At 62.6% G+C, this 19,212-nt stretch carries 17 protein-coding genes; 9 read left to right on the top strand and 8 right to left on the bottom strand.

The window, feature by feature from the left end:
* Positions 1-56: 56 nt before the first annotated feature.
* The 3 genes from ACX80K_RS15405 to ACX80K_RS15395 are packed head-to-tail and all read right to left on the bottom strand — an operon-like array spanning position 57 to position 2,932.
* Complete coding sequence (locus ACX80K_RS15405; protein ID WP_459272775.1) at positions 57-875, bottom strand: AAA family ATPase; 819 nt, start codon at positions 873-875, stop codon at positions 57-59.
* Complete coding sequence (locus tag ACX80K_RS15400) at positions 875-2,278, bottom strand: transposase (RefSeq protein WP_459272774.1); 1,404 nt, start codon at positions 2,276-2,278, stop codon at positions 875-877. The genes ACX80K_RS15405 and ACX80K_RS15400 overlap by 1 nt, the downstream gene beginning before the upstream one ends.
* A gap of 48 nt (positions 2,279-2,326) precedes the next feature.
* Positions 2,327-2,932, bottom strand: coding sequence for a recombinase family protein (locus ACX80K_RS15395; protein WP_459272773.1), 606 nt, complete (start codon positions 2,930-2,932; stop codon positions 2,327-2,329).
* Positions 2,933-3,088: 156 nt separating this feature from the next.
* Here ACX80K_RS15395 and ACX80K_RS15390 point away from each other — a divergent pair, with 156 nt between their 5' ends.
* A complete protein-coding gene (locus ACX80K_RS15390) occupies positions 3,089-3,703 on the top strand; it encodes a recombinase family protein (protein WP_459272772.1) in 615 nt (204 codons plus the stop codon).
* A 188-nt stretch (positions 3,704-3,891) separates the two neighbouring features.
* Here ACX80K_RS15390 and ACX80K_RS15385 read toward each other — a convergent pair whose 3' ends face one another.
* Both ACX80K_RS15385 and ACX80K_RS15380 read right to left on the bottom strand, forming a co-directional pair.
* The gene (locus ACX80K_RS15385; protein ID WP_459272771.1) at positions 3,892-4,716 is read right to left on the bottom strand and encodes an SDR family NAD(P)-dependent oxidoreductase; all 825 of its coding nucleotides are present in this window, start codon (positions 4,714-4,716) and stop codon (positions 3,892-3,894) included.
* A gap of 128 nt (positions 4,717-4,844) precedes the next feature.
* The gene (locus tag ACX80K_RS15380; protein ID WP_459272770.1) at positions 4,845-5,789 is read right to left on the bottom strand and encodes an alpha/beta hydrolase fold domain-containing protein; all 945 of its coding nucleotides are present in this window, start codon (positions 5,787-5,789) and stop codon (positions 4,845-4,847) included.
* 80 nt (positions 5,790-5,869) lie between these two features.
* On the opposite strand from ACX80K_RS15380, the gene ACX80K_RS15375 reads away from it, so the two are divergent.
* The 8 genes from ACX80K_RS15375 to ACX80K_RS15340 all read left to right on the top strand — a co-directional run bounded on the left by ACX80K_RS15375 (position 5,870) and on the right by ACX80K_RS15340 (position 16,401).
* Complete coding sequence (locus ACX80K_RS15375) at positions 5,870-6,463, top strand: TetR/AcrR family transcriptional regulator (RefSeq protein WP_459272769.1); 594 nt, start codon at positions 5,870-5,872, stop codon at positions 6,461-6,463.
* A gap of 107 nt (positions 6,464-6,570) precedes the next feature.
* Positions 6,571-7,371 (top strand): SGNH/GDSL hydrolase family protein, encoded by an 801-nt coding sequence (locus tag ACX80K_RS15370; RefSeq protein WP_459272768.1) that lies wholly within the window; start codon positions 6,571-6,573, stop codon positions 7,369-7,371.
* A gap of 1,220 nt (positions 7,372-8,591) precedes the next feature.
* Positions 8,592-9,611 (top strand): UDP-glucuronic acid decarboxylase family protein, encoded by a 1,020-nt coding sequence (locus ACX80K_RS15365; RefSeq protein WP_459272767.1) that lies wholly within the window; start codon positions 8,592-8,594, stop codon positions 9,609-9,611.
* 77 nt (positions 9,612-9,688) lie between these two features.
* Positions 9,689-11,008 carry a UDP-glucose dehydrogenase family protein gene (locus ACX80K_RS15360; RefSeq protein WP_459272765.1) on the top strand — a complete coding sequence of 440 codons (1,320 nt, stop codon included), beginning with the start codon at positions 9,689-9,691 and terminating at the stop codon, positions 11,006-11,008.
* A 26-nt stretch (positions 11,009-11,034) separates the two neighbouring features.
* Complete coding sequence (gene galE / locus ACX80K_RS15355; RefSeq protein WP_459272764.1) at positions 11,035-12,081, top strand: UDP-glucose 4-epimerase GalE; 1,047 nt, start codon at positions 11,035-11,037, stop codon at positions 12,079-12,081.
* A gap of 107 nt (positions 12,082-12,188) precedes the next feature.
* Entirely contained in the window at positions 12,189-13,949 is a 1,761-nt protein-coding gene (locus ACX80K_RS15350; protein WP_459272763.1) for a glycosyltransferase family 2 protein, read from the top strand.
* Between the two features lie 202 nt (positions 13,950-14,151).
* Positions 14,152-14,823 (top strand): PIG-L deacetylase family protein, encoded by a 672-nt coding sequence (locus ACX80K_RS15345; protein WP_459272762.1) that lies wholly within the window; start codon positions 14,152-14,154, stop codon positions 14,821-14,823.
* Positions 14,824-15,324: 501 nt separating this feature from the next.
* Entirely contained in the window at positions 15,325-16,401 is a 1,077-nt protein-coding gene (locus ACX80K_RS15340; protein WP_459272761.1) for a glycoside hydrolase family 53 protein, read from the top strand.
* Between the two features lie 514 nt (positions 16,402-16,915).
* Here the strand turns inward: ACX80K_RS15340 and ACX80K_RS15335 are convergent.
* The 3 genes from ACX80K_RS15335 to ACX80K_RS15325 all read right to left on the bottom strand — a co-directional run bounded on the left by ACX80K_RS15335 (position 16,916) and on the right by ACX80K_RS15325 (position 19,211).
* Positions 16,916-17,467, bottom strand: a complete 552-nt coding sequence (locus tag ACX80K_RS15335) for a PadR family transcriptional regulator (protein ID WP_459272760.1) — start codon at positions 17,465-17,467, stop codon at positions 16,916-16,918.
* Positions 17,468-17,717: 250 nt separating this feature from the next.
* On the bottom strand, positions 17,718-18,239 hold the full coding sequence (locus ACX80K_RS15330) for a 2'-5' RNA ligase family protein (RefSeq protein ID WP_459272759.1): 522 nt from the start codon (positions 18,237-18,239) through the stop codon (positions 17,718-17,720).
* Between the two features lie 54 nt (positions 18,240-18,293).
* Entirely contained in the window at positions 18,294-19,211 is a 918-nt protein-coding gene (locus ACX80K_RS15325; RefSeq protein WP_459272758.1) for an FHA domain-containing protein, read from the bottom strand.
* Position 19,212: the final 1 nt, after the last annotated feature.

Below are 19,212 nucleotides of genomic sequence, written 5' to 3'. Positions count from 1 at the left end.
GTGACTTTCAGCGGAAGTGGCGGGGTTCTTGCACGATGACTGGCGGGCTTGATCAATCAATTGGTCCCGATGACGAGTGTGCTGCGGGCTGCTTCGACGACGTCGTTGGTGATGACATGGAGGTCGTTGATTTTGAGGATGCGATCGATCTGGGGGAAGAGCCGTTCGAGGAGTCGGAAGTTCCCTCGGGTTATGCGTTCGATGGTGGCGGCTGCTTGGGCATCGGTGAAGTCCTCCGGATCGAACTTCTGGCCCAAGCGGGCCCATTGGCGGTGCAGAACGAATACGAGCTCGTCGTGTCCTAGTGGTCGGTATTGGTGGGCGAAGCCGAGCCGGCTGTAGAGCTGGGGGTAGCGGCTGAACTGTTTGTCGAGTCCTGGCATTCCAATGAAGATCACTGCCGTGTTTTGGCGGTCGTGTCGGTCGCGGAGGATTTCCAGTGCCGTGGAGTTGAGGCGTTCGGCTTCGTCGACGATGAGCAGTTCGACGAACTTGTGCCATGCTGCTGCTCGTCCGGAGGTGGGTGGCTTGTATCCGGTGGTAATCATGTGGTGTTCGATGCAGATTCCGGTGCGATCGATATAGAGGTCGAGTTCGTCCCGGAGTTGTTTGGGTCGGGCGAGGACGGGTGGGGTGTAGAGGACGGTGCGGGTCTGATCAGCTGCAGCCCACGCCTTTTCGTCACTTTCGTCGCGGGGCCCCCAGGTGTGGACGAGAGGTTCGATGGTGTCCCAGTGTGCGTAGCGACGGGCGGAGAGGGTTTTGCCGACGCCGGCGGGCCCGAAACAGATTCCGATAGTGCGTTGCTTGCGCACGGCGTTGGCGAACTCAACGAATCGACGATGCTCCTTGGTGGCAATGAAGCGGCCTGTCATCAGTCCTCCTCGTAGAGGCGCAGCCGTGGCCGCGGTGTGGTGTGTGGCGGTGCGGCAGGAGGTGATGGTTCGTCCTGCTCAGGTTCTAGACCGTGAGCGGGGAAGGTTGTGATGTGTTCGTTGATGTGGGTTCGAAGCTGGCGGCGGCGGGCAGTTCGAGCGGCTTGGATTTCCTTGATGCCGATGCTTGTGTGCTCGTAGGTGGGGTTGATGGCGTTGCAGACGAAGCTGTCGCGGTGGAAGACGCGGATTTCGCTGATGTCTCTGGGGTCGTATCGGATGGTGATGGTCTCCCCGACGTAGCTGGCAAGAATCGGGCTGATGTAGCGCAGGCCCTGGAAGCGGATGCCGTCGCGTTGGACCCGGCGAGGTGCCTGGACGGTCAGGAGGAGTTCGTCGAGTTGCTCGAGGGTGTCGGGTAGGCGCGGCATCCACCCGCCGGCGATCCACGCGTTGGTGGGGGTGAGCTTTGTTTCGCTGTGTCGGCGGTGGTTGTAGGTGTTCACGATGAGCTCGTGCAGGGCGGTGGGGAGGGTGCCGAGCGTCAGTGTGGGCGTCGGGTGGGAGCGCCCTGTTGTGATGTGTCCGGGCAGTTCGGCGAGGAGCTCGGTGTTGATGGTGCCGAAGAATCGTTCCACCTTCCCGCGGCCCTGGGGTCGGGCGACGGCGGAGTGGATCATCCGGATCCGCAGGTCGTTGGTGACGTGGGTGAGGTGGTGGCTGGTGAAGTCGGAGCCGTGGTCGACGTAGAGGACGTCGGGTATTCCACAGATCGGCCAAGCCGGGTCGTTTTTGGGCCAGATTGCCTGACGCAGCGCGAGGGCTGTGTTCATGGAGGTTGGAGCGCTGAGGAACACCATGTAGCCGGCGATTGCCCGGGAATGGTCGTCGAGGATGATGGTCAGCCATGGGCGGACAGGCTTCCCCTGGGTATCGAGGATGAGGATGTCGAGCATGGTGTGGTCGGCTTGCCAGATCGCGTTGGGTTGATCGGCCTGGCGGCGTAGCGCCAGCTCATACTTGTCGCGGTACGCCACCGGTCCTTCCAGTGCAAGCACTCTCATCCCGGGATCGAGGTCAGCGACGACCTTTCGAACCTGTGCATAGGTCGGTATCGGCCAGCCCTTCTCCGCACAGATCTTTGTCATCGTGCGCGTGATGGAGGCAATGGATCGTCGGGGTCGGACGAGGGCGAACCCTTCAATCATGCGCACGACGTCCGGAGTAAGAGATTCAGGTCGGGTGCGCTGTTTGGGCTTCAGCCCCTGCAGCCCCTGGACTTTGTAGGTGTGTTTCCAGCGTTCGAGAGTCCGCAACGGGATGCCGCTCTCTCGCGCAATTGCCGCCAGGGGAATATCGTCTTCGACGTTGAGGCGGAGGTAGGACCAGCGTTCAGTGACCACGTCCGCTGGGGTGGACGAGGAACCCGTTGGGGCGTGACCTTCTGCCATCTACGCCGCCGGCTTCACCTTCGGTTTACGGCCTTTGGTCGGTGTCGCATGGTCTCGCTTCAACGTCCGGTAGATCGTGGTCCTGCTGACACCGAGGACCTTCCCGATCTGTTCGACGGTCATGTCCTGCTGCTCATACATGCGCCGCGCGGCAGTGACCTGGTGAGGACTCAGTCGTGGTGGGCGCCCACCGGTGCGACCTCGAGCGCGGGCTGCCTCAAGGCCGGCGTTGGTGCGCTCCTTAATAAGGTCTCGCTCGAACTCGGCGAGAGCGGCGAAAACGTGAAAGACCAGTCGGCCGCCCGGTGAGGTCGTATCAATGGTTTCCTGCAGGGACTTGAACCCAATGCCCTTGTCCTGGAGTGCGGTGAGCTGGTCAATGAGGTGCCGGATGGATCGGCCGAGGCGGTCGAGCCGCCACACCACGAGCGTGTCTCCTGGGCGCAGCTGATCCAACAGTTTGGTGAGTTCCGGGCGCTTATCGAGGGACCCCGAAATGGTGTCGACGAACACCCGATAGCAGCCAGCAGCATTCAGTGCATCGACCTGCAGCGCGGCATCCTGATCAGTTGTCGACACTCGCGCGTACCCCAGAAGGTGACCCATGCCCTCCAATGTAGCGGAACTCGTCATGCGAGAGCAGAAGTGGAGCATAGATTCTGGCACTGAGTATCGCTACAGGAAACGAGCTTCTACGAGCCGATCAGCGGCACCTACGCCATCTGTAGCGAATACGGTCGTATAAGTGACAGGAGATTTGGGATGCTCGTGGGCTACATGCGCGTGTCGAAGTCCGACGGGTCGCAGACCACCGACCCGCAGCGGGACGCTCTGCTCGACGCCGGCGTCAACGAGGCCCAGCTGTACGAGGACCTCGCCTCGGGGAAAAAGGATGACCGACCCGGGCTGGTCTCGTGCTTGAAGGCCCTGCGGAGCGGGGACACGTTGATCGTGTGGAAGCTCGACCGGCTCGGCCGGAACCTGCACCACCTGGTGAACACGGTGCACGACCTCACCGCCCGCGGCGTCGGACTGAAAGTCCTCACCGGACAGGGTGCCGCGATCGACACGACCACCGCAGCAGGAAAGCTCGTGTTCGGAATCTTCGCCGCCCTCGCCGAATTCGAGCGGGAGCTGATCTCCGAGCGGACCGTCGCCGGCCTTGCCTCCGCTCGAGCGCGCGGCCGGGTCGGTGGTCGACCGTTCACGATGACGCCAGGGAAGGTGCGTTTGGCCATGGCGTCGATGGGCAAGCCCGAAACGAACATCGGCGAACTCTGCAGAGAACTCGGCATCTCCCGCCAAACGCTCTACCGACACGTCTCACCCACCGGGGAGATCCGCCCCGACGGCGAACGCGTACTCAAGAAAAAGTGATCCCATGCCTGGCCGCTGCGACGTCCATCTATCGCTGGATGCAGGCTAGTGCAGAGGAGTGTGAGAACCAGATACTCACACTCCTCTGCACGAACGCCGGAACCATGCACCCTGTCGTGCAGAGAACTGCGAGAAACGACACACGCGTCGAGTGCTCCATGGACCACTGTCGATAAGACGTTTGGCGATCATTTCTCCTTGACTTCCTGGCCGGCGCGTGTGCCGCCGTCAACGAGGATGTCGGTGCCGGTGAGGTAGCCAGGTGCTTCACTGGCGCAGAAGGCGAGAACGGCGGCAATCTCTTCGGGGTGTCCGAAGCGTTTGATGGCGGAAACTTTCAGGAACTCGGACGCGCCGTGGTCTTTCTCAAGCTGTCCCATTGGGGTGTCGAAGCTTCCCGGAGACACCGAAACGATGCGGGCACCTTTGTTGCCGAAGGCGCCTGCGAGTGAGCGGGTGTACCAGATCACGAATGCCTTGCTGAGACCGTAGGCGACACCGGTGTGAAGCTTCTTGCCAAAGACGCGAGCACGTCTGACGATGATGCGTTCGAACGCGGCGGGGTCGGTCTGTGCCAGCGGGAAGCTCCGGAACGGGATGAGAACTTTGGGTAGCCCGTGGCCCGCAATTGAGGCGACATTCACCAGGGCGTCGCCCTCGGTTGCGCGCTCAAGAAAGGCTTGAGCGACGTGAACCGTGCCGATGCCGTTGATGCTCGCTATGCGGCCGGGCGTTCCCATCTGCGGGCTGATGCCAGCGGTGTGCACAACGGCTCGCACGTGATGCCCACCGTCTTCGGCGCTTTCGAAGAGGCGGTTCACCGAGGATTGATCGGTGATGTCGCAGACGAATCCGGCGGCGTCGATGTCCAGCTCCGCCAGATCACGCACCGCTTGATCGATGCGGCCTTGATCGAGGTCCGCGAGGACGATGCGATGGTCTCGGCCGAGAATTCGTGCGGTGGCGAGCCCCATTCCTCCGGTCCCACCAGTAATGAGGGCTGTCTGGGTCATGTAACTCTCCTGGAAGTTGTTCGAGGCGTTCGAGACGAACCGAGCGGCCAGTGTCGGCACACGGTGTACTGCTGAAAAGGAGGTCTTCCGGCCCCTGTTCGGGGCGCAAAGGATTTTCTCCGTCAGAGTTAGACCACGAGTGAGAGGTGCTTGCGCACGAAGGCCACCGTTTCCGCGGACACGGCGGCTTCTTCGGGCGCGTTGCCGTAGCCGGCGTGCGGGCGCGCGTCGAAGATGTGCAGGTCAGCATCGACTCCCGCCTCACGGAGCTTGCGGTGCATGCGGACCGTGTTGGACAGGAACAGGTCGCGGGTCCCTGAGATGAGCAGGGTGGGCGGAAATTCGGTCACGTCGCCGAACAACGGCGAGAGGTAAGGATCGGTCAGGTCGTGGCCGCCGGCGTAGAGGAGGTTGGCGTCGCGGAGGCTCTGCAGACCGACGCTGACGTCGGCGAGGGTGACGAAGCTGTCGCCGGACTCGGTGAGGTCCACCTCGGGGGTGAGCAGGACGAGCCCAGCAGGCATCGGCAAACCCTCAGCTTTCGCGCGGAGCAGCAGTGCGGCGGCGAGGTTGCCGCCGGCCGAGCCTCCACCGACGATGATCCGCGACGGGTCACGCACCTCGAGCAGAGCCTTGTACACCGCCACGACATCGTCCAGTGCAGCCGGGAATGGGTGCGCGGGCGGCATCCGGTAGTCCGGCGCCCAGTGCACCACCGGTGTGCTCAGCGCACTGATCTCGGTCATCACCCGGGTGAGGTCGCCGCCGCCCATGATCAGTCCGCCGCCGTGAACGCTGAGGAAAACGGGCGAATCATCTCCCCTCGGTGCGCCGTCCGGCACCACGACGTACGTGGGGACGCCGCCGATCTGCTGCAGCTCCGAAGTCATCGGCAACGTCATACCACCCAGCATCTGGGCGATCATCACATCGGATTGTTCGACCAACGCCGTCCACCCTGCCGTGTCATCCAGCGCGGGATTCGGCGTTCGCATGATGGGTACTTCCAGTCCCGCACGGGCGGCATCGCTGAGGAAGCTCGGTGCGGGCGGGGGGTTGATTGGTTCGGTCATGACATCTCCTTTGACGTGGACATTGGTAATTGAATACGCATCGTCTCCTAAATGCAAGGGATGGGTGTTAGCCTCAGCGTATGAACGCAGCCGAAGGTGGCCCGCCACCGAGGCGGGGGCGTCCGCGGGATCCCGGGATCCGAGAGAAGGTCCTCACGATTGCGGCAGCCCTGTTTACCGAGCGCGGGTATGACGCCTTAACGATGGAGGCGATCGTTGCCGGCAGCGGGGTCGCCAAGCGCACTCTGTACCGGTGGTGGCCGGCAAAGTCAGCGGTCGTCGCCGACGCGATCCTTGGCGGATACCTCACCGTGCCCCGGAACCCGGTCCCGCACACCTCGGACGTCTGGGCGGACCTCGACGCCTGGCTCGGCCTGGTCTCCGTCACAATGCGTGGACCCTACGGCGAGGTTCTGCGCACCTCGACCGCGATCAGTGCGACCGAGCCAGCGCTCGGCGCACAACTCGCTGAAGCCTTCGGTCGCCCCGCGCTCACAGACATCCGTGCGCGCCTTGACGAGGCCGTCGACGCCGGACAGATCTCGGAGACCGCTGATCTGCCAGCGACGATCGATCTGCTGATGGCGATCATCGTATACGTGGGCACAACCCGCCAAGACGTTACGAGGATTCCTGCTGTCATCGCTGTTCTACGATCCGGTATCTCCTCATGAGTGCGTCGGCAGAAGAGTGGGGCACCGCCTGCAGAGGACAGTGAAGCGAAGCACTCGCGCGATCGATATGGGCGGTTTCACTGCAGCGGTTCTGAAAGGATCAGTTTATGAGTAGGTATCGGAAGATCGTCGGCTTGGGTAGCTCGTTCGCCGCTGGCCCTGGAATCGAGCCGGTCGAAGATGCCCATGCGATGCGCTCGTCGCGCAACTATGCCCACTTATTGGCAGATCGCCTCGGCGCGGACCTGGTTGACCTGTCCGTCTCGGGTGCGACGACTGCCACCATCCTCGATACGCCACAGATCACCATGGCAGGAGTGACGTTTCCGCCGCAGATCAATGGGGTACACGCCGATACCGACCTCGTCACCGTGACCGCCGGTGGAAACGACCTCCAATTCGCAGGATCCATGCTCTACGCAGCCTGGTCACAAGCACAGCCCGACAGCCCGATGGTCACCATGCTCTCCCAGGGCGTCTACGGCGGCATTCCCGAGCCGACCGACCAAAGCATCAACGCCGTAGCGGAGGGACTCGCCAAGATCGTGAACGAAGTCCGTGCCCGCGCACCTCACGCCCGCATTATCCTGGTGGACTACGTGACCGTCATCGGAGGTCAGAACCACGGCGAGGGTTGGCCTTTCTCCACCGACGAGACCGCCGTCTTCCTGCGCATCCAAAAAGCCCTCGTCCGCGGCTACGAGATCGCAGCCGAGCGATCCGGCGCCGAGTTGCTCCAAGCCTCGAAACTGAGCGTCGACCACGGCCTCGGATCAGCAGAACCCTGGGTGTTCGCGTTCCAGCCCTCGATAGAGAAAACCGGCTCATCGTTCCACCCCAACGACGCGGGAATGTCAGCGATCGCCAACGCCTTGACCCAACACTTAACCCATGAAATGTCCTCCTGAGGGTAAGTCCGCCATGAGCCGGCCGTTGCACCAAGCGACCCGCACAATGGACGCCAAGGACGAGCCCGCCACATAGCGCTGCGAAAGCAGAGCCTTTTACCGCTGCGATTCACAGGGTCGCTGTTCCTGGCCTCGGAGCACCTCGACGTGATCTGGCGGTTGGCATGCCGTCCGAATCTGCTGAGGATCTGCTACTGCAGTGCTGTCCGTATTCAGCGGGGCTTCCGGCACGGGTGGATCAGCGAAGTCAGGATTTTTCGGGTCAGACTGCCGGGCAGGACATGTCTCCTCGGAAGTATCAGCTTGCTCTGGGCGACCGCGCCCACCGCTCATCAAAGGCCAGTTCTTCCTTTGCTGAGAACAGGCGACGTGAAACACATTGTTGAGACAGAACATGGGCGTGAGCTTCTCCGCCGATGCTGAGGTTTAACAACCCTCTGCCGGACACCTCAACCATCCAGTCAAGGGATCCTTTACTAAGACAGCAAACAAATGGACTTCGGCCCCTCTCCTCCCAAAGCACACTTCAGCCCCCGACTGCCAAGACGGCTTTGTGCCGAATATTTTCCGCCATCTCAGGTCTACTCGCAACCAAAGCCGCCGTTACAGTCAGCATCAGGGTCGACAAGCAGTGAAGGTCGAATTATTGCAGCACGAAAAGTCCGGCGCCTGGCTTCGAGGCAGTCGCAAATCGTACTAATCGCCTGCTGCAGCCAAAGCTGGGGTAGCAGGTAGCGAGAGCATCATGCTAGATCTCCTACAAGTAAAGCTTCTTAGGCTACCAACGTCTGTTCTTCCGTCATAAACCGTCTCAAAGCATGTTCTCTCCGGAAACGCAGCTGCTACTTGACAGTCAGACTTCCGTTAGTTCTGCTCGCCCCGTCATGCGAGGCCCATTCATTCGCGCTTACTTTCTTCACACGCGTCACACCTCCGTTTCTCATGGTGCTCAAACCGGGTAGGAATGCAGGGAAGCAAGTAGGTGTTTACTCGCAGGGACGAGTATGCGAACCCGTACAGAGCACGCCCAGAGCGCGTACAGGATTTTGTCAGGCATCGTTCCCTGACGACGGGTTTGCTCGTATCTTCAACCCACCCAGCCATTCAAGGCACTGGCTGTGGCCAACTGCGGCGGCGTTCGCCGCCAGGGATAGGGCGCTGGACTGACGCCCTCTACACCTCACCTCAATAACCCATTTCAAGCATCGTTAGGGGTAAATATGCGTGTCCTAGTTACCGGAGGAGCTGGCTTCCTTGGCTCCCACTTGTGTGAAAGCCTCCTACAACGTGGTGATTCCGTAATTTGCGTCGATAACCTCTCGACCGGCCGACGAAGCAATATCGCAGCGTTCACCGAAGCCCCTAACTTCGCTTTTCTACAGGGCGATGTCAGCAGAGCATTGAAAGTTAGGGGTCGCGTCGATGTTGTAGCACACTTGGCGAGCCCCGCGTCTCCACCCGACTATCACCGACTGCCCCTGGAAACGCTGGCGGTGGGCAGTCGAGGAACCGAAAATGCATTGAAGCTTGCCGATGACAAGGGAGCACGTTTCATCCTCGCGTCGACAAGCGAGGTCTATGGGGATCCCAGCGTCCACCCGCAAAATGAGCAGTATTGGGGCAATGTCAGTTCGATCGGCCCTCGAAGCGTTTATGACGAAGCGAAGCGCTTCGCGGAGGCTATTTCGATGGCATATGCCCGCACCCGGGGGGTGAACGTCGGGATCGTGCGGATTTTCAACACCTTTGGCCCGCGCATGAGGGCGGATGATGGGCGGGTGGTGTCGAGTTTCATCGCGCAGGCGCTCAACGGTGATCCGTTGACTATCTACGGGGACGGCCGGCAAACCCGCAGCTTCTGCTATGTCGACGACCTCATCCGCGGGATCGTGGCAATGGTCGACAGCGACGAGAGGGGACCCATCAACTTGGGAAACCCGGTGGAACGGACGGTGGAAGATCTTGCCCGGATGGTCCTGGACATCACGGGGTCATCCTCGACGGTCGAATTTCATCGGCGACCCGTGGACGACCCGACACGGCGCCGTCCGGACATCAGTCTCGCCAACGCCCTGCTGGGGTGGCACCCCCAAGTTTCGACGGAAGAAGGCCTGCGCCACGCCATCGCGTACTTCCGCTCCTGCTCAGCCGAGGTGTTTGCAGCCGCAGACGGCCTTGGCGGAGCCCAGTTCGAAGGGGTTGCCTCACAGTCCGATCCCCTAGCTGCCGCGTCTGCCTGAGAAGGCCATCGGTCAGAACCAAGGTGCCACAGAGCGCCCCTGACCCCGTCCACACTTCACCTCCAAGGAGATCAGCCATGCGCATCACCGTGATTGGAACAGGGTATCTAGGTGCCGTTCATGCCGCTGGGATGGCCCAATTTGGACACGACATTCTAGGCGTGGACGTTGATGCCGCCAAGATTCAGCGGCTGGGTCAGGGGCTGGCACCGTTCTATGAACCCGGGTTCCCCGAGTTACTCCGTGAAGGACTGGATTCGGGCCGCCTGCGCTTTTCCACGTCTTTGCGGGAAGCTGCAGAGTTCGGTGATGTCCATTTCATCTGCGTCGGCACCCCACAGCGGCCGGGATCGACCGCAGCGGACATGAGGTTCGTGGACGCCGTCATTGAAGGACTCGCGCCGCATCTGCATCGACCCTGCCTGATCGTAGGTAAGTCGACGGTCCCGGTGGGAACGGCGGCCCGGCTCACGACGATGGCCACCGGGTTGGCTCCCGCAGGCGAACTGGTCCAACTTGCCTGGAATCCGGAATTCCTCAGGGAGGGGTTCGCGGTCAATGACACACTTCACCCGGACCGGCTTGTTGTGGGGGTCTCCTCGGCAAAAGCCGACGCTACACTGCGGGAACTGTACTCGAACATACTCGAGGCAGGGACACCCTACATTTCCACGGACGTCGCTACCGCTGAGCTTATCAAGGTTTCCGCGAACGCATTTCTGGCCACGAAGATCTCGTTCATCAACGCGATCTCAGAAGTCTGTGAGGCGGTGGGAGCTGACATCATGCCCCTTGCCGCGGCGTTAGGCCACGACGCGCGGATCGGCAACCGCTTCCTTTCTCCTGGCGTGGGCTTCGGCGGAGGCTGCCTGCCCAAAGACATCCGCGCCTTTCTGGCCCGGGCCGAGGAACTGGGTATCGACGAAGCGCTGACGTTCCTCAAGGGCATCGACACCATCAACATCAATCGACGTCGGAGCGCGGTCAATCTGGCCCGGGGGATGCTTGGTGGCTCCCTCATGGATAAGAGGATCACCGTCCTTGGGGCTGCTTTCAAGCCCAACAGCGACGACGTCCGTGACTCGCCAGCGCTCAACGTCGCGAACGCGCTCCAAAACGAAGGCGCGCTCGTCCGCGTTCATGATCCGGAGGCTATCGAGAATGCCCGCGCCGTTCACCCGTTGCTCAACTACACGATGGATGTCGACAAAGCCCTTGAAGGAGCGCAGCTGACGCTTCATGTCACGGAATGGCAGGAATACCGAAATCTCGATCCCTTCCGTCTTGCCACTCTCGTCACCGCCCCCCACATTCTCGATGCCAGAAACACTTTGGACATCGACCACTGGCGCTCAGCGGGATGGACCGTTCGCGCCATGGGCCGACCCACCCGGTGAATCACACCCCATGAGAGGACAGAAGCATGACTAGACCCACAGCCCTCGTCACCGGCGGAGCCGGCTTCATCGGTAGCCACTGTTGCCTGGACCTCATCCTCAACGGCTACGACGTCGTCGTGATCGATAATTTCATCAACAGTTCCGCGGCCGCTTTAGACCAGGTCCAACGGATGACAGGCACCGATATTGCCGTCCATCAGGCAGACCTGGCCGATAAGGAGGCCCTGACCACGGTCTTCAACAGGCACGAACTCGATGTGGTGGTCCATTTCGCCGCACACAAAGCTGTCGGCGATTCCATGAACCGACCGCTGGAGTACTACACGAACAATGTGTCGGGGCTGCTCAACCTCCTCAACGTCATGCAGGGTGCCGACCTCCGGCACATGATTTTTTCCTCCTCGTGCTCCATCTACGGGGAAGCCCTGGAGCAGCCCCTGACAGAGAAGTCGCCGGTGCACCCCACCAACCCGTATGCCCAGAGCAAATGGATGTGCGAGAAAATTCTTTCCGACGTGTGTGCACGCTATCCCGAGTGGTCCGTCACAGCCCTGCGCTACTTCAACCCGACCGGCGCTCACGAGAGCGGGGAGATCGGGGAGGATCCCACGGGCATCCCCGGCAACATCGTGCCCTTTCTGACCCAACTCGCCGCGGGCCGGCTTGATGAACTGCAAGTGTTCGGTGCTGACTATCCAACGCGGGATGGAACGGCCGTCCGGGACTATATCCATGTCATGGACGTTGTCGAAGGGCACCGACTGGCGCTCGAAAAAGGTCCGGTACGCGGCTTCCGCGCCTACAACCTCGGCACCGGCAGGGGAACCTCCGTCCTCGAACTCATTCGCGAGTTCGAGGCCGTCACCGGCCATGTCGTCCCCTATCGAATCGTCGAACGCAGGCCCGGGGACGTACCCGAACTCGTGGCCTCCCCTGCCCTCGCGAACGCCGAGCTGGGTTGGACGGCACGACGGAACCTTACGGAAATGTGCCGGGACGCATGGAACTTTCAGGAGAAACACCCGGCCGGTTATGAGAACTTCCTCCTGGGGTCCGGGAAAAACACATGAGCGGAGAAACAGCACCAGCTCTAGAACCCAGAGCGACGCCGCCCTCGCTCAAGGACCGCAGGGCAAGGGGCACGAGACGGCACAGGGACGGCAACCCGGCACCGAGCATGATGACAGCCGCCACACCCTACGGCCCGATCCTTGCCGGAAGCCGAGCACCCCGTCTCGAAACGAACTCCAGCCTCTACATTCCCGTACTGTCGCCGGGTCCACGGGCCGTGGTGGCCGCGCTGACGCTCGGATGGTGCATCGCGTTCATCGCCTTCTGGACCTGGTGGCTTCAACCGCAGCACAACGTGGGATGGCCAGGACTCCTGCTGAATTCAGCCCTGCTGTTCTACCTGACCTACATGCCGAGCTATTTCCTGGTGGTGGTCAACCGCCTCCGCCGGATCGATCCGGCCCTGCCGGTACCGGACCTGCGAACGGCCTTCGTAGTCACGAAAGCGCCGTCCGAGCCGTGGCCCCTTGCACGGAAAACGCTTCTGGCCATGCTGGCGCAAAAGTTTCCGCACCCCTACGATGTCTGGCTCTGCGACGAAAACCCCGGACCGGAAGTCAAGCAGTGGTGTGCCCAGCATGGCGTCCGGATCTCGACGAGGCACGAAGTCGCGGAATACCACCGCACCCAATGGCCGCGACGGACACGGTGCAAGGAGGGCAACCTCGCCTACTTCTACGACCTCCACGGCTATTTGGCGTACGACGTGGTCGCGCAACTCGACTGTGATCATGTGCCCTCCCCAACCTACCTGGCCGAGATGATCCGGCCCTTCACCGACCCCGCCGTCGGCTACGTCGCCGCACCCAGCATCTGCGACACCAACGCGGCAAACTCCTGGTCCGCCCGAGGGCGCTTATACCGCGAAGCGACCTTCCACGGCCCCGTGCAACTTGGGCACTCCGATGGTCTCGCCCCTTCATGTATCGGTTCCCACTACGCGGTCAGAACGACGGCGCTCCAGAGCATCGGTGGCATCGGTCCGGAACTCGCCGAAGATTTCTCCACTTCATTCCTGCTGACTTCTGCCGGATGGAAGTCCACCTTCGCTCACACCGCCGAAGCGCACGGCGAAGGGCCTCACAACCTCTCTGCGATGGTGACGCAGGAGTTCCAGTGGTCCCGAAGCCTGGTGATGCTGCTGATCGACACCGTGCCGCAGCACCTGCGTCGTTTCGCCTGGCCGCTGCGACTACGATTTCTGTTCGCCCTCTCCTACTACCCCCTCCTCACGCTGACCACCGCCGCGGGCCTGATCATGATGATGATCGCAGCAGTCACGGGCGTGCCATGGGTCAATGTGGATTACGTCGAATTCCTCATTCGATGGCTGACGATGAGCCTGTTGACGCTGGCCATCGCCGCGTTGATCCGTAGCCAGGGTCTTCTACGGCCAGCAACAGCACCACTCATCAGCTGGGAGAGCTGGCTGTATGCCTTCGTACGATGGCCGTTCATCGCGTGGGGAGTTTTCGCTGCCGTCATGCAGAAATTCCGGCCCAGCTCCCTCAGCTTCCTGGTGACCCCAAAGACAACCGGAGGGCTGGAACCCCTCCCCGTCCGCCTCGTGCTTCCCTACGCTGGCATCTCCGCAGCCATGGCCATAGCCGCTCTGATCGGCGAAACCACCACTGCCGCCTTCGGATACGTATTTCTCTGCATACTGGGCGCTGTTTCCTATGGGATTGTGACCATGACGCTCCCACTTCTGCATGCCCTCGAATCCGCGCGCAATGCAGGCACAGCCTTCCGCACAAGCCTCCACAGCACCGCAGTCGTTCCCCTGGCCCTGGCAGCAGGCGTCTGGGCGCTGATTGTGCCCGCGGTATGGGCCTACCCCACCTATTTCCTTCACTTCGTGCAATAAGTTCCGTCGTGACACGCGCCCTAGATAGACCTGCCCGACGGATCTGGCTTGAGAGAGGACGAACCATGGCTGAACCAGAAGCCCTCGTCATGGATGGAGCCGGCTTCACCGGCGTCGCCCTAATCCAAAACACCCGCTCCCTCACTGGCTCCGGAGTGGCGCGGCTGCGTAGCCTTCTGGTCCCCCAGTCTGTGGTGGCCACATGAACGACCACAGAGCTACGGCGACACACAAGGATGCGCAGTGGCGCGACAACACCCGGACTCGCCTCATCATCGCCCCGCATGCTGACGATGAAGTACTCGGCTGCGGCGGTCTCCTCGCGAAGTATCCCGAGGAGTGCGTCGTCGCCGTGTGTTCCATTCCAACCGAGACTCGCAGGCAGGAAGCGGCGGTGGCCCACGCGCTCCTGGGCCACCGCGAGACGCACTGGCTTGAGCTCGAGCCCGACTACACCGGACGTGGCCTCGTGACCGTTTTCGATGATTTGCTTGATAAACACCAACCGGACGAGATTTATCTTCCGTATCCGGACCTTCACCAGGACCACATAGCAGTGTATGAAGCCGGGATGAGAGCCGCCCGAACGTCCATGAAGGAAAGTCACTGGTACGTCCGGGCAGTATTTATTTACCACGTCGCAGCCTACACGGCGGAACTCTTCCCCACCGGGCTCAGATTCGACACGTTCGAAGATATTTCAGGGTGGCCCGTCGCTGCTAAGGCTCGGGCTATGGACGCCTATCAGTCAGAGACGGCACCGCCCCCTTTTCCCTCCAATGGAAGTGCGCTCCTCGTCCAAGCCGCCGCGCTCGGGTCGGTGCATCGCCTTGAGGCCGCTGAACAATACGCGGCAGTCAGGGTCATTCGCTGAAGATGGGCACTACCCCAGCATCTGAAAATCACCGAAGCGCATATCGTCACAAAAAGTGGGTGAAGTGAAAACAGTAACGAACCTCAGGGTTGGTATCTCTGCTCGTCACCATCGCCCAGTCGGCGCCCTGCGTTGGGTCGTTACCTGCCGTCCAGCAGACCGGGGCGGCCTCCGCAAACCACCTCGCTGGGTCACCAACATTTCGTGCGCAAGTACCCCGAGAATCGGATACAAGTTTATTGTCTTGATGTATGTGCCCACGCAGACCACGCCTCGAATAGCCTGCGGCCGATCTCGAGCCCTCCCACGGCGCCGCCTGCTCCAACTCGGGGTCACTGGCCTTGAGCATTGCATCGCCGCCCGAGCCCACTCGTGAAGCACCGCCCGGCGGACGCGACCGGAGCTCGGCGTCATCCAAGACGCCGGCGCAACGCCCGGCGGATAAGTGTTTTTCTTACCACGTCCGTAGTGATTGTCGGTGTAATTGTCGCAGGATCCTGCATGACCCGCCCAACGTCATTGTCGGCCGTGAGTGTCCGTGGCGCCGATATTTCCTTCACACTGCAACAAGAAGCTATCGGCCAAACCTTCAGCGATCGAGGCCGGACGGCGCCGCTCGAGGAGATCCTCGCCGACCACGGAGCGAACCACGTCAGGCTCCGGGTTTGGGTTGATCCTCCGGCCGGCACCAGCGATCTGAACTCCGCCCTGACCCTGGCAAAGCGCGCCCATGCTGTCGGCCTCGAACTCCTCCTGGATCTGCACTACTCCGACACCTGGGCCGACCGAACTTTCCAGCAAACACCCAGGGCGTGGCAGGGGCAGAGCCCAGAAGCGCTGCGACAAACCGTTGAAAGCTACACACGAAAGGTCGTGGCCGCTTTCGCCAATCAAGGCACGCCGGTCAACATCCTGCAGATCGGCAACGAAACAACGCTCGGGATGCTCTGGCCAACCGGCCAAATCTACAAAAAGAACGGCGAGGACTGGAGGGAATACGCCGAACTGGTCAAAGCCGGAATCGACGGAGCCAGGCTCGGCGACCCGGGAAACAGCCTCCAGATCATGCTTCACTCCGACACCGGCGGCGATCGAGAGTCGTCGATCTACTACTTCGACCGCCTCCAGCAGCAAGGCGTCACTTTCGACCTCATAGGACTGTCGTACTACCCGTTTTGGCACGGCCCGCTCGACGCACTTCGACGAAACCTCCACGAATTGGCGTCCAGGTACGGCAAGGACATCCTCATCGCTGAAACCGCCTACCCGTGGACCCTCTCGAGTAACAGCAATACCCAGAGCGTCGTCACAACCCTCAATGCCCTGCCTGAAGCATTCAGCTACCCACCCACCCCTGAAGGACAAGCAAAATTTTTCGAAGACCTCAACCGGGTACTCCGCGAAGTCCCCGACAGTCACGGCGCCGGCTACCTGATCTGGGAACCCGGTTGGCGTCCAGGCATTCCAGCAGACGCGAATACCGGCAACACACACAGCAACCTGACCCTCTTCGATTGGACAGGCCAAGGACTACCCGCACTGGACGCCTTCCAACCCACCGGCACAACACCGCCCTGAAGTAAACACTTCCCGCCTCGCCGTCCTCACCGCCCGCATCAACCCGTTTTAGGCAGCGCTAGCAGCCGTCGTCATCAATGAACGCCCCATTTGCTTACCCTTCAGATCCACCCGCGTGGATACTTAAGTTGGGTATTGAATTAGGTAGCGGTGTTAGATCTTGACTCGCCTGCGCTGCTTCTCGGTGACATATGCGCTGTTATCGGCAATTCGGCCTCGCGTAGTCCGCCAGCACCACGACGACCGGGTCCTGGCGGAACCGAACGCGTATGCACGGCGGCGACCACGGGGCCCTGCCGCCTTCCGTGCCCTACAGCGACAAGTGCGCTCGGCCTGACATGCAAGCACTTCATTCCTGGGCGATGAACGGCGTCCCGCTCGGGCCGCTCCTACCGGGTGTCGGAACCGGCTGCGCAGCGAATCCCCGATGTGTCGATTCACCGGCGGAGCTGTGATCCGACATCAGCCTGAGGGTGGGCTGCAGGAAGCGCGTTCCTCTCGCGGTGAGGTTCTCTCAGGGAGTGTCGGCGAGAAGCAGGTACATCTCCTTCCGCGCCCTGGCCAGGATCTTCTGGGCCTGACGCAGCTGCTCCTCCGATCCGCCCCGCCGCAGTTCGTGCGCCGCGGCCGCCAGAGCCCGCACCTCGTCGGTGAACTCCTGATCGCTCTGCGGTCCGAGATCCCAGGGTAGTCGACCCGCCTCGGCATGCGCGGCGGCCTCCGCCATGCCCGCCTCGGTAATCCTGAACAAGCGCTTGCCGTCGACCTCCAGCACGGTGACGAGCTCGGCTTCCTCCAGCGCCTGCAGCACCGGATAGATCGAGCCGGGACTCGGCACCCACATCCCCTGGGACCGGGCGCTGATGCTCTGGATCAGGCCGTACCCGTGCGAGTCCTCCTCGGCCAGCAGGATGAGCACCGCTGCCCGGACGTCCCCCCGGCGCGCTCTCGCTCCGAATCTGCCCTGCGGCGGGAACCCGCCGGCGAAACGACCGGGCCCGAACTTGCCCGCCGGTCCGAACCCTCCGTGCATGTTCTCCGGGTTGAAGCGAGGAAAGCTGAACATCATGACCTCCAGAATCGGTGTATCACGTGCGTCAACGATACATCGCTACGCGCCCGAGCGATATATCGTTGATCCACCTTCCCGGCTGTTTACCTGCGTCTGCCGTGTTCTGCTGCGGAGGCCTCGCAGGCGTGCCAGAGGGCATCGGGTACGGAAACGGCTTCCCTGTGACGCCACCCGGCAACCGCAGTGGAAGCACGCCGCGCGGCGGTAGGACGCGATGTCCGGTCGGGGCTCGCCGAGTCCGGAACTAGCCGCCGGCGAGCAGCACGAGGCGCTTCTCCTTCGCGTCCCAGCGGCGCACGATCCCGGCGTCGAGCCGTCCGAGCTGGCGGTCCCGCAGGATCCCGAGCGCCACGGCCAGCTGGTCCGCGGTGAGACCGTGACCGAGGGTGATGTGCGGCGTCCACGCCCCCGGGACGGTGGTCGGCACGGCGTCCGGGACGCCGTCGAGAGCCGCCCAGAGGCGGCGGTGCAGTTCGGTCAGATCGACGTCGGCCACGACCTGCCGCGCGAGGACGAACTTCCGCCGCGTCGGGAAGACGAGGAAGCCGGCCGTGACCAGCTCCAGCGCGTCCCCCGCGGCGGCGGCGAGGTCGGCGTCGTAGCGGTCGTCGATCCGCGCGGCAGCCGCGAGCGTGATGTGCGGGGCGTTGCTGAAGGACTGGTGCTGCGACTGGTTGGGCAGGCCTGCTGCCTCCAGCGCGGCCCAGTCCTCGAGCAAAAAGCCCTCCGACGCCGGGCCCAGCAGGAGTTCGACACTATCGGCCATGCCGGACGTGCCCTCCTGCCGGGCCCTGCGACGGGTGCAGTCCCCGGACCGGGATCAGCGTGGCTGCCGTCGGAAGTCGCCGACGCCCGCCGAGCCGTCCACCTCGGTGACACCGGTCCGCGGGTTGCGCTGCGGGCGCTGGTAGGACAGCTCGCCGCCGTTGCGGCCGCCGAACGGCCTGCCGTGGTCCGCGTACTCCTCCCGGAAGAAGGCCAGGGCCCAGGCGCCGAGCTGGATCCGCGCACCGGTCCTGAGGATCGAGGGCTCCCTGCCGTTCACGCTGCCCGTGATCGCTCCGTGCGGGACCAGCACGTACTCGTCGTCCTCGGTGTGGAGGATCTCCGCGTGGAGGTCCTCCAGGCCGCCGAGGTTCAGCATCGCGTCGTCGGCGCTGCCGATCGTGGTGCGGTCGGCCACGAGTTCGAACTCCCGCGGCACCTGACCGTCCCAGACCTGCGAGTTCTGCACGAAGATGAGCCGCGGGCGGCCGCCTCCCCGCACGTAGTGCGTCGTCGTGATGGTCCGCCTGATCCGGCGGTTGACCGTCGGTACCAGGGGGAACGGCGTGGACGGCGGGAGGAGCGACGGCGCGGAGCCCTTCTCGAGCGCGCGCCGCCCGATGCCGAGCAGCGGTGCGAGCGTCCCCGGCGCCCCGAGCCGGATGTGCGGGGAGCGTGTGAACAGGCGCTGCGCCATGGAGGTCTCCACCGCGCCGAGGCTGACCAGCGGCCCCTTGGGACCGGTGACGGAGACCGCGAGTCCGCGGCGGGCGAGGAGCCCGGCGAAGGCCCGTACCTGCCCGATGCTGGGCAGGTTGTTCCCGCGGAAGGCTGCCGGGTCGTCGACGAAGATCTCGACGGTGGTGCCGGCCGCTCTCACGGTGCCGGACAGTCGCGCCTCCGGCTTGCCGTCGGTGGCCGGCTCCCCCAGCGAGAAGTCGATGTCGATGTCGAACCTGAGTGACGAGGCCATG

Source organism: Arthrobacter sorbitolis, from assembly GCF_054510995.1.
Note: the sequence above shows the minus strand (reverse complement) of the source record. Positions and strands in the feature narration are given on the sequence as shown.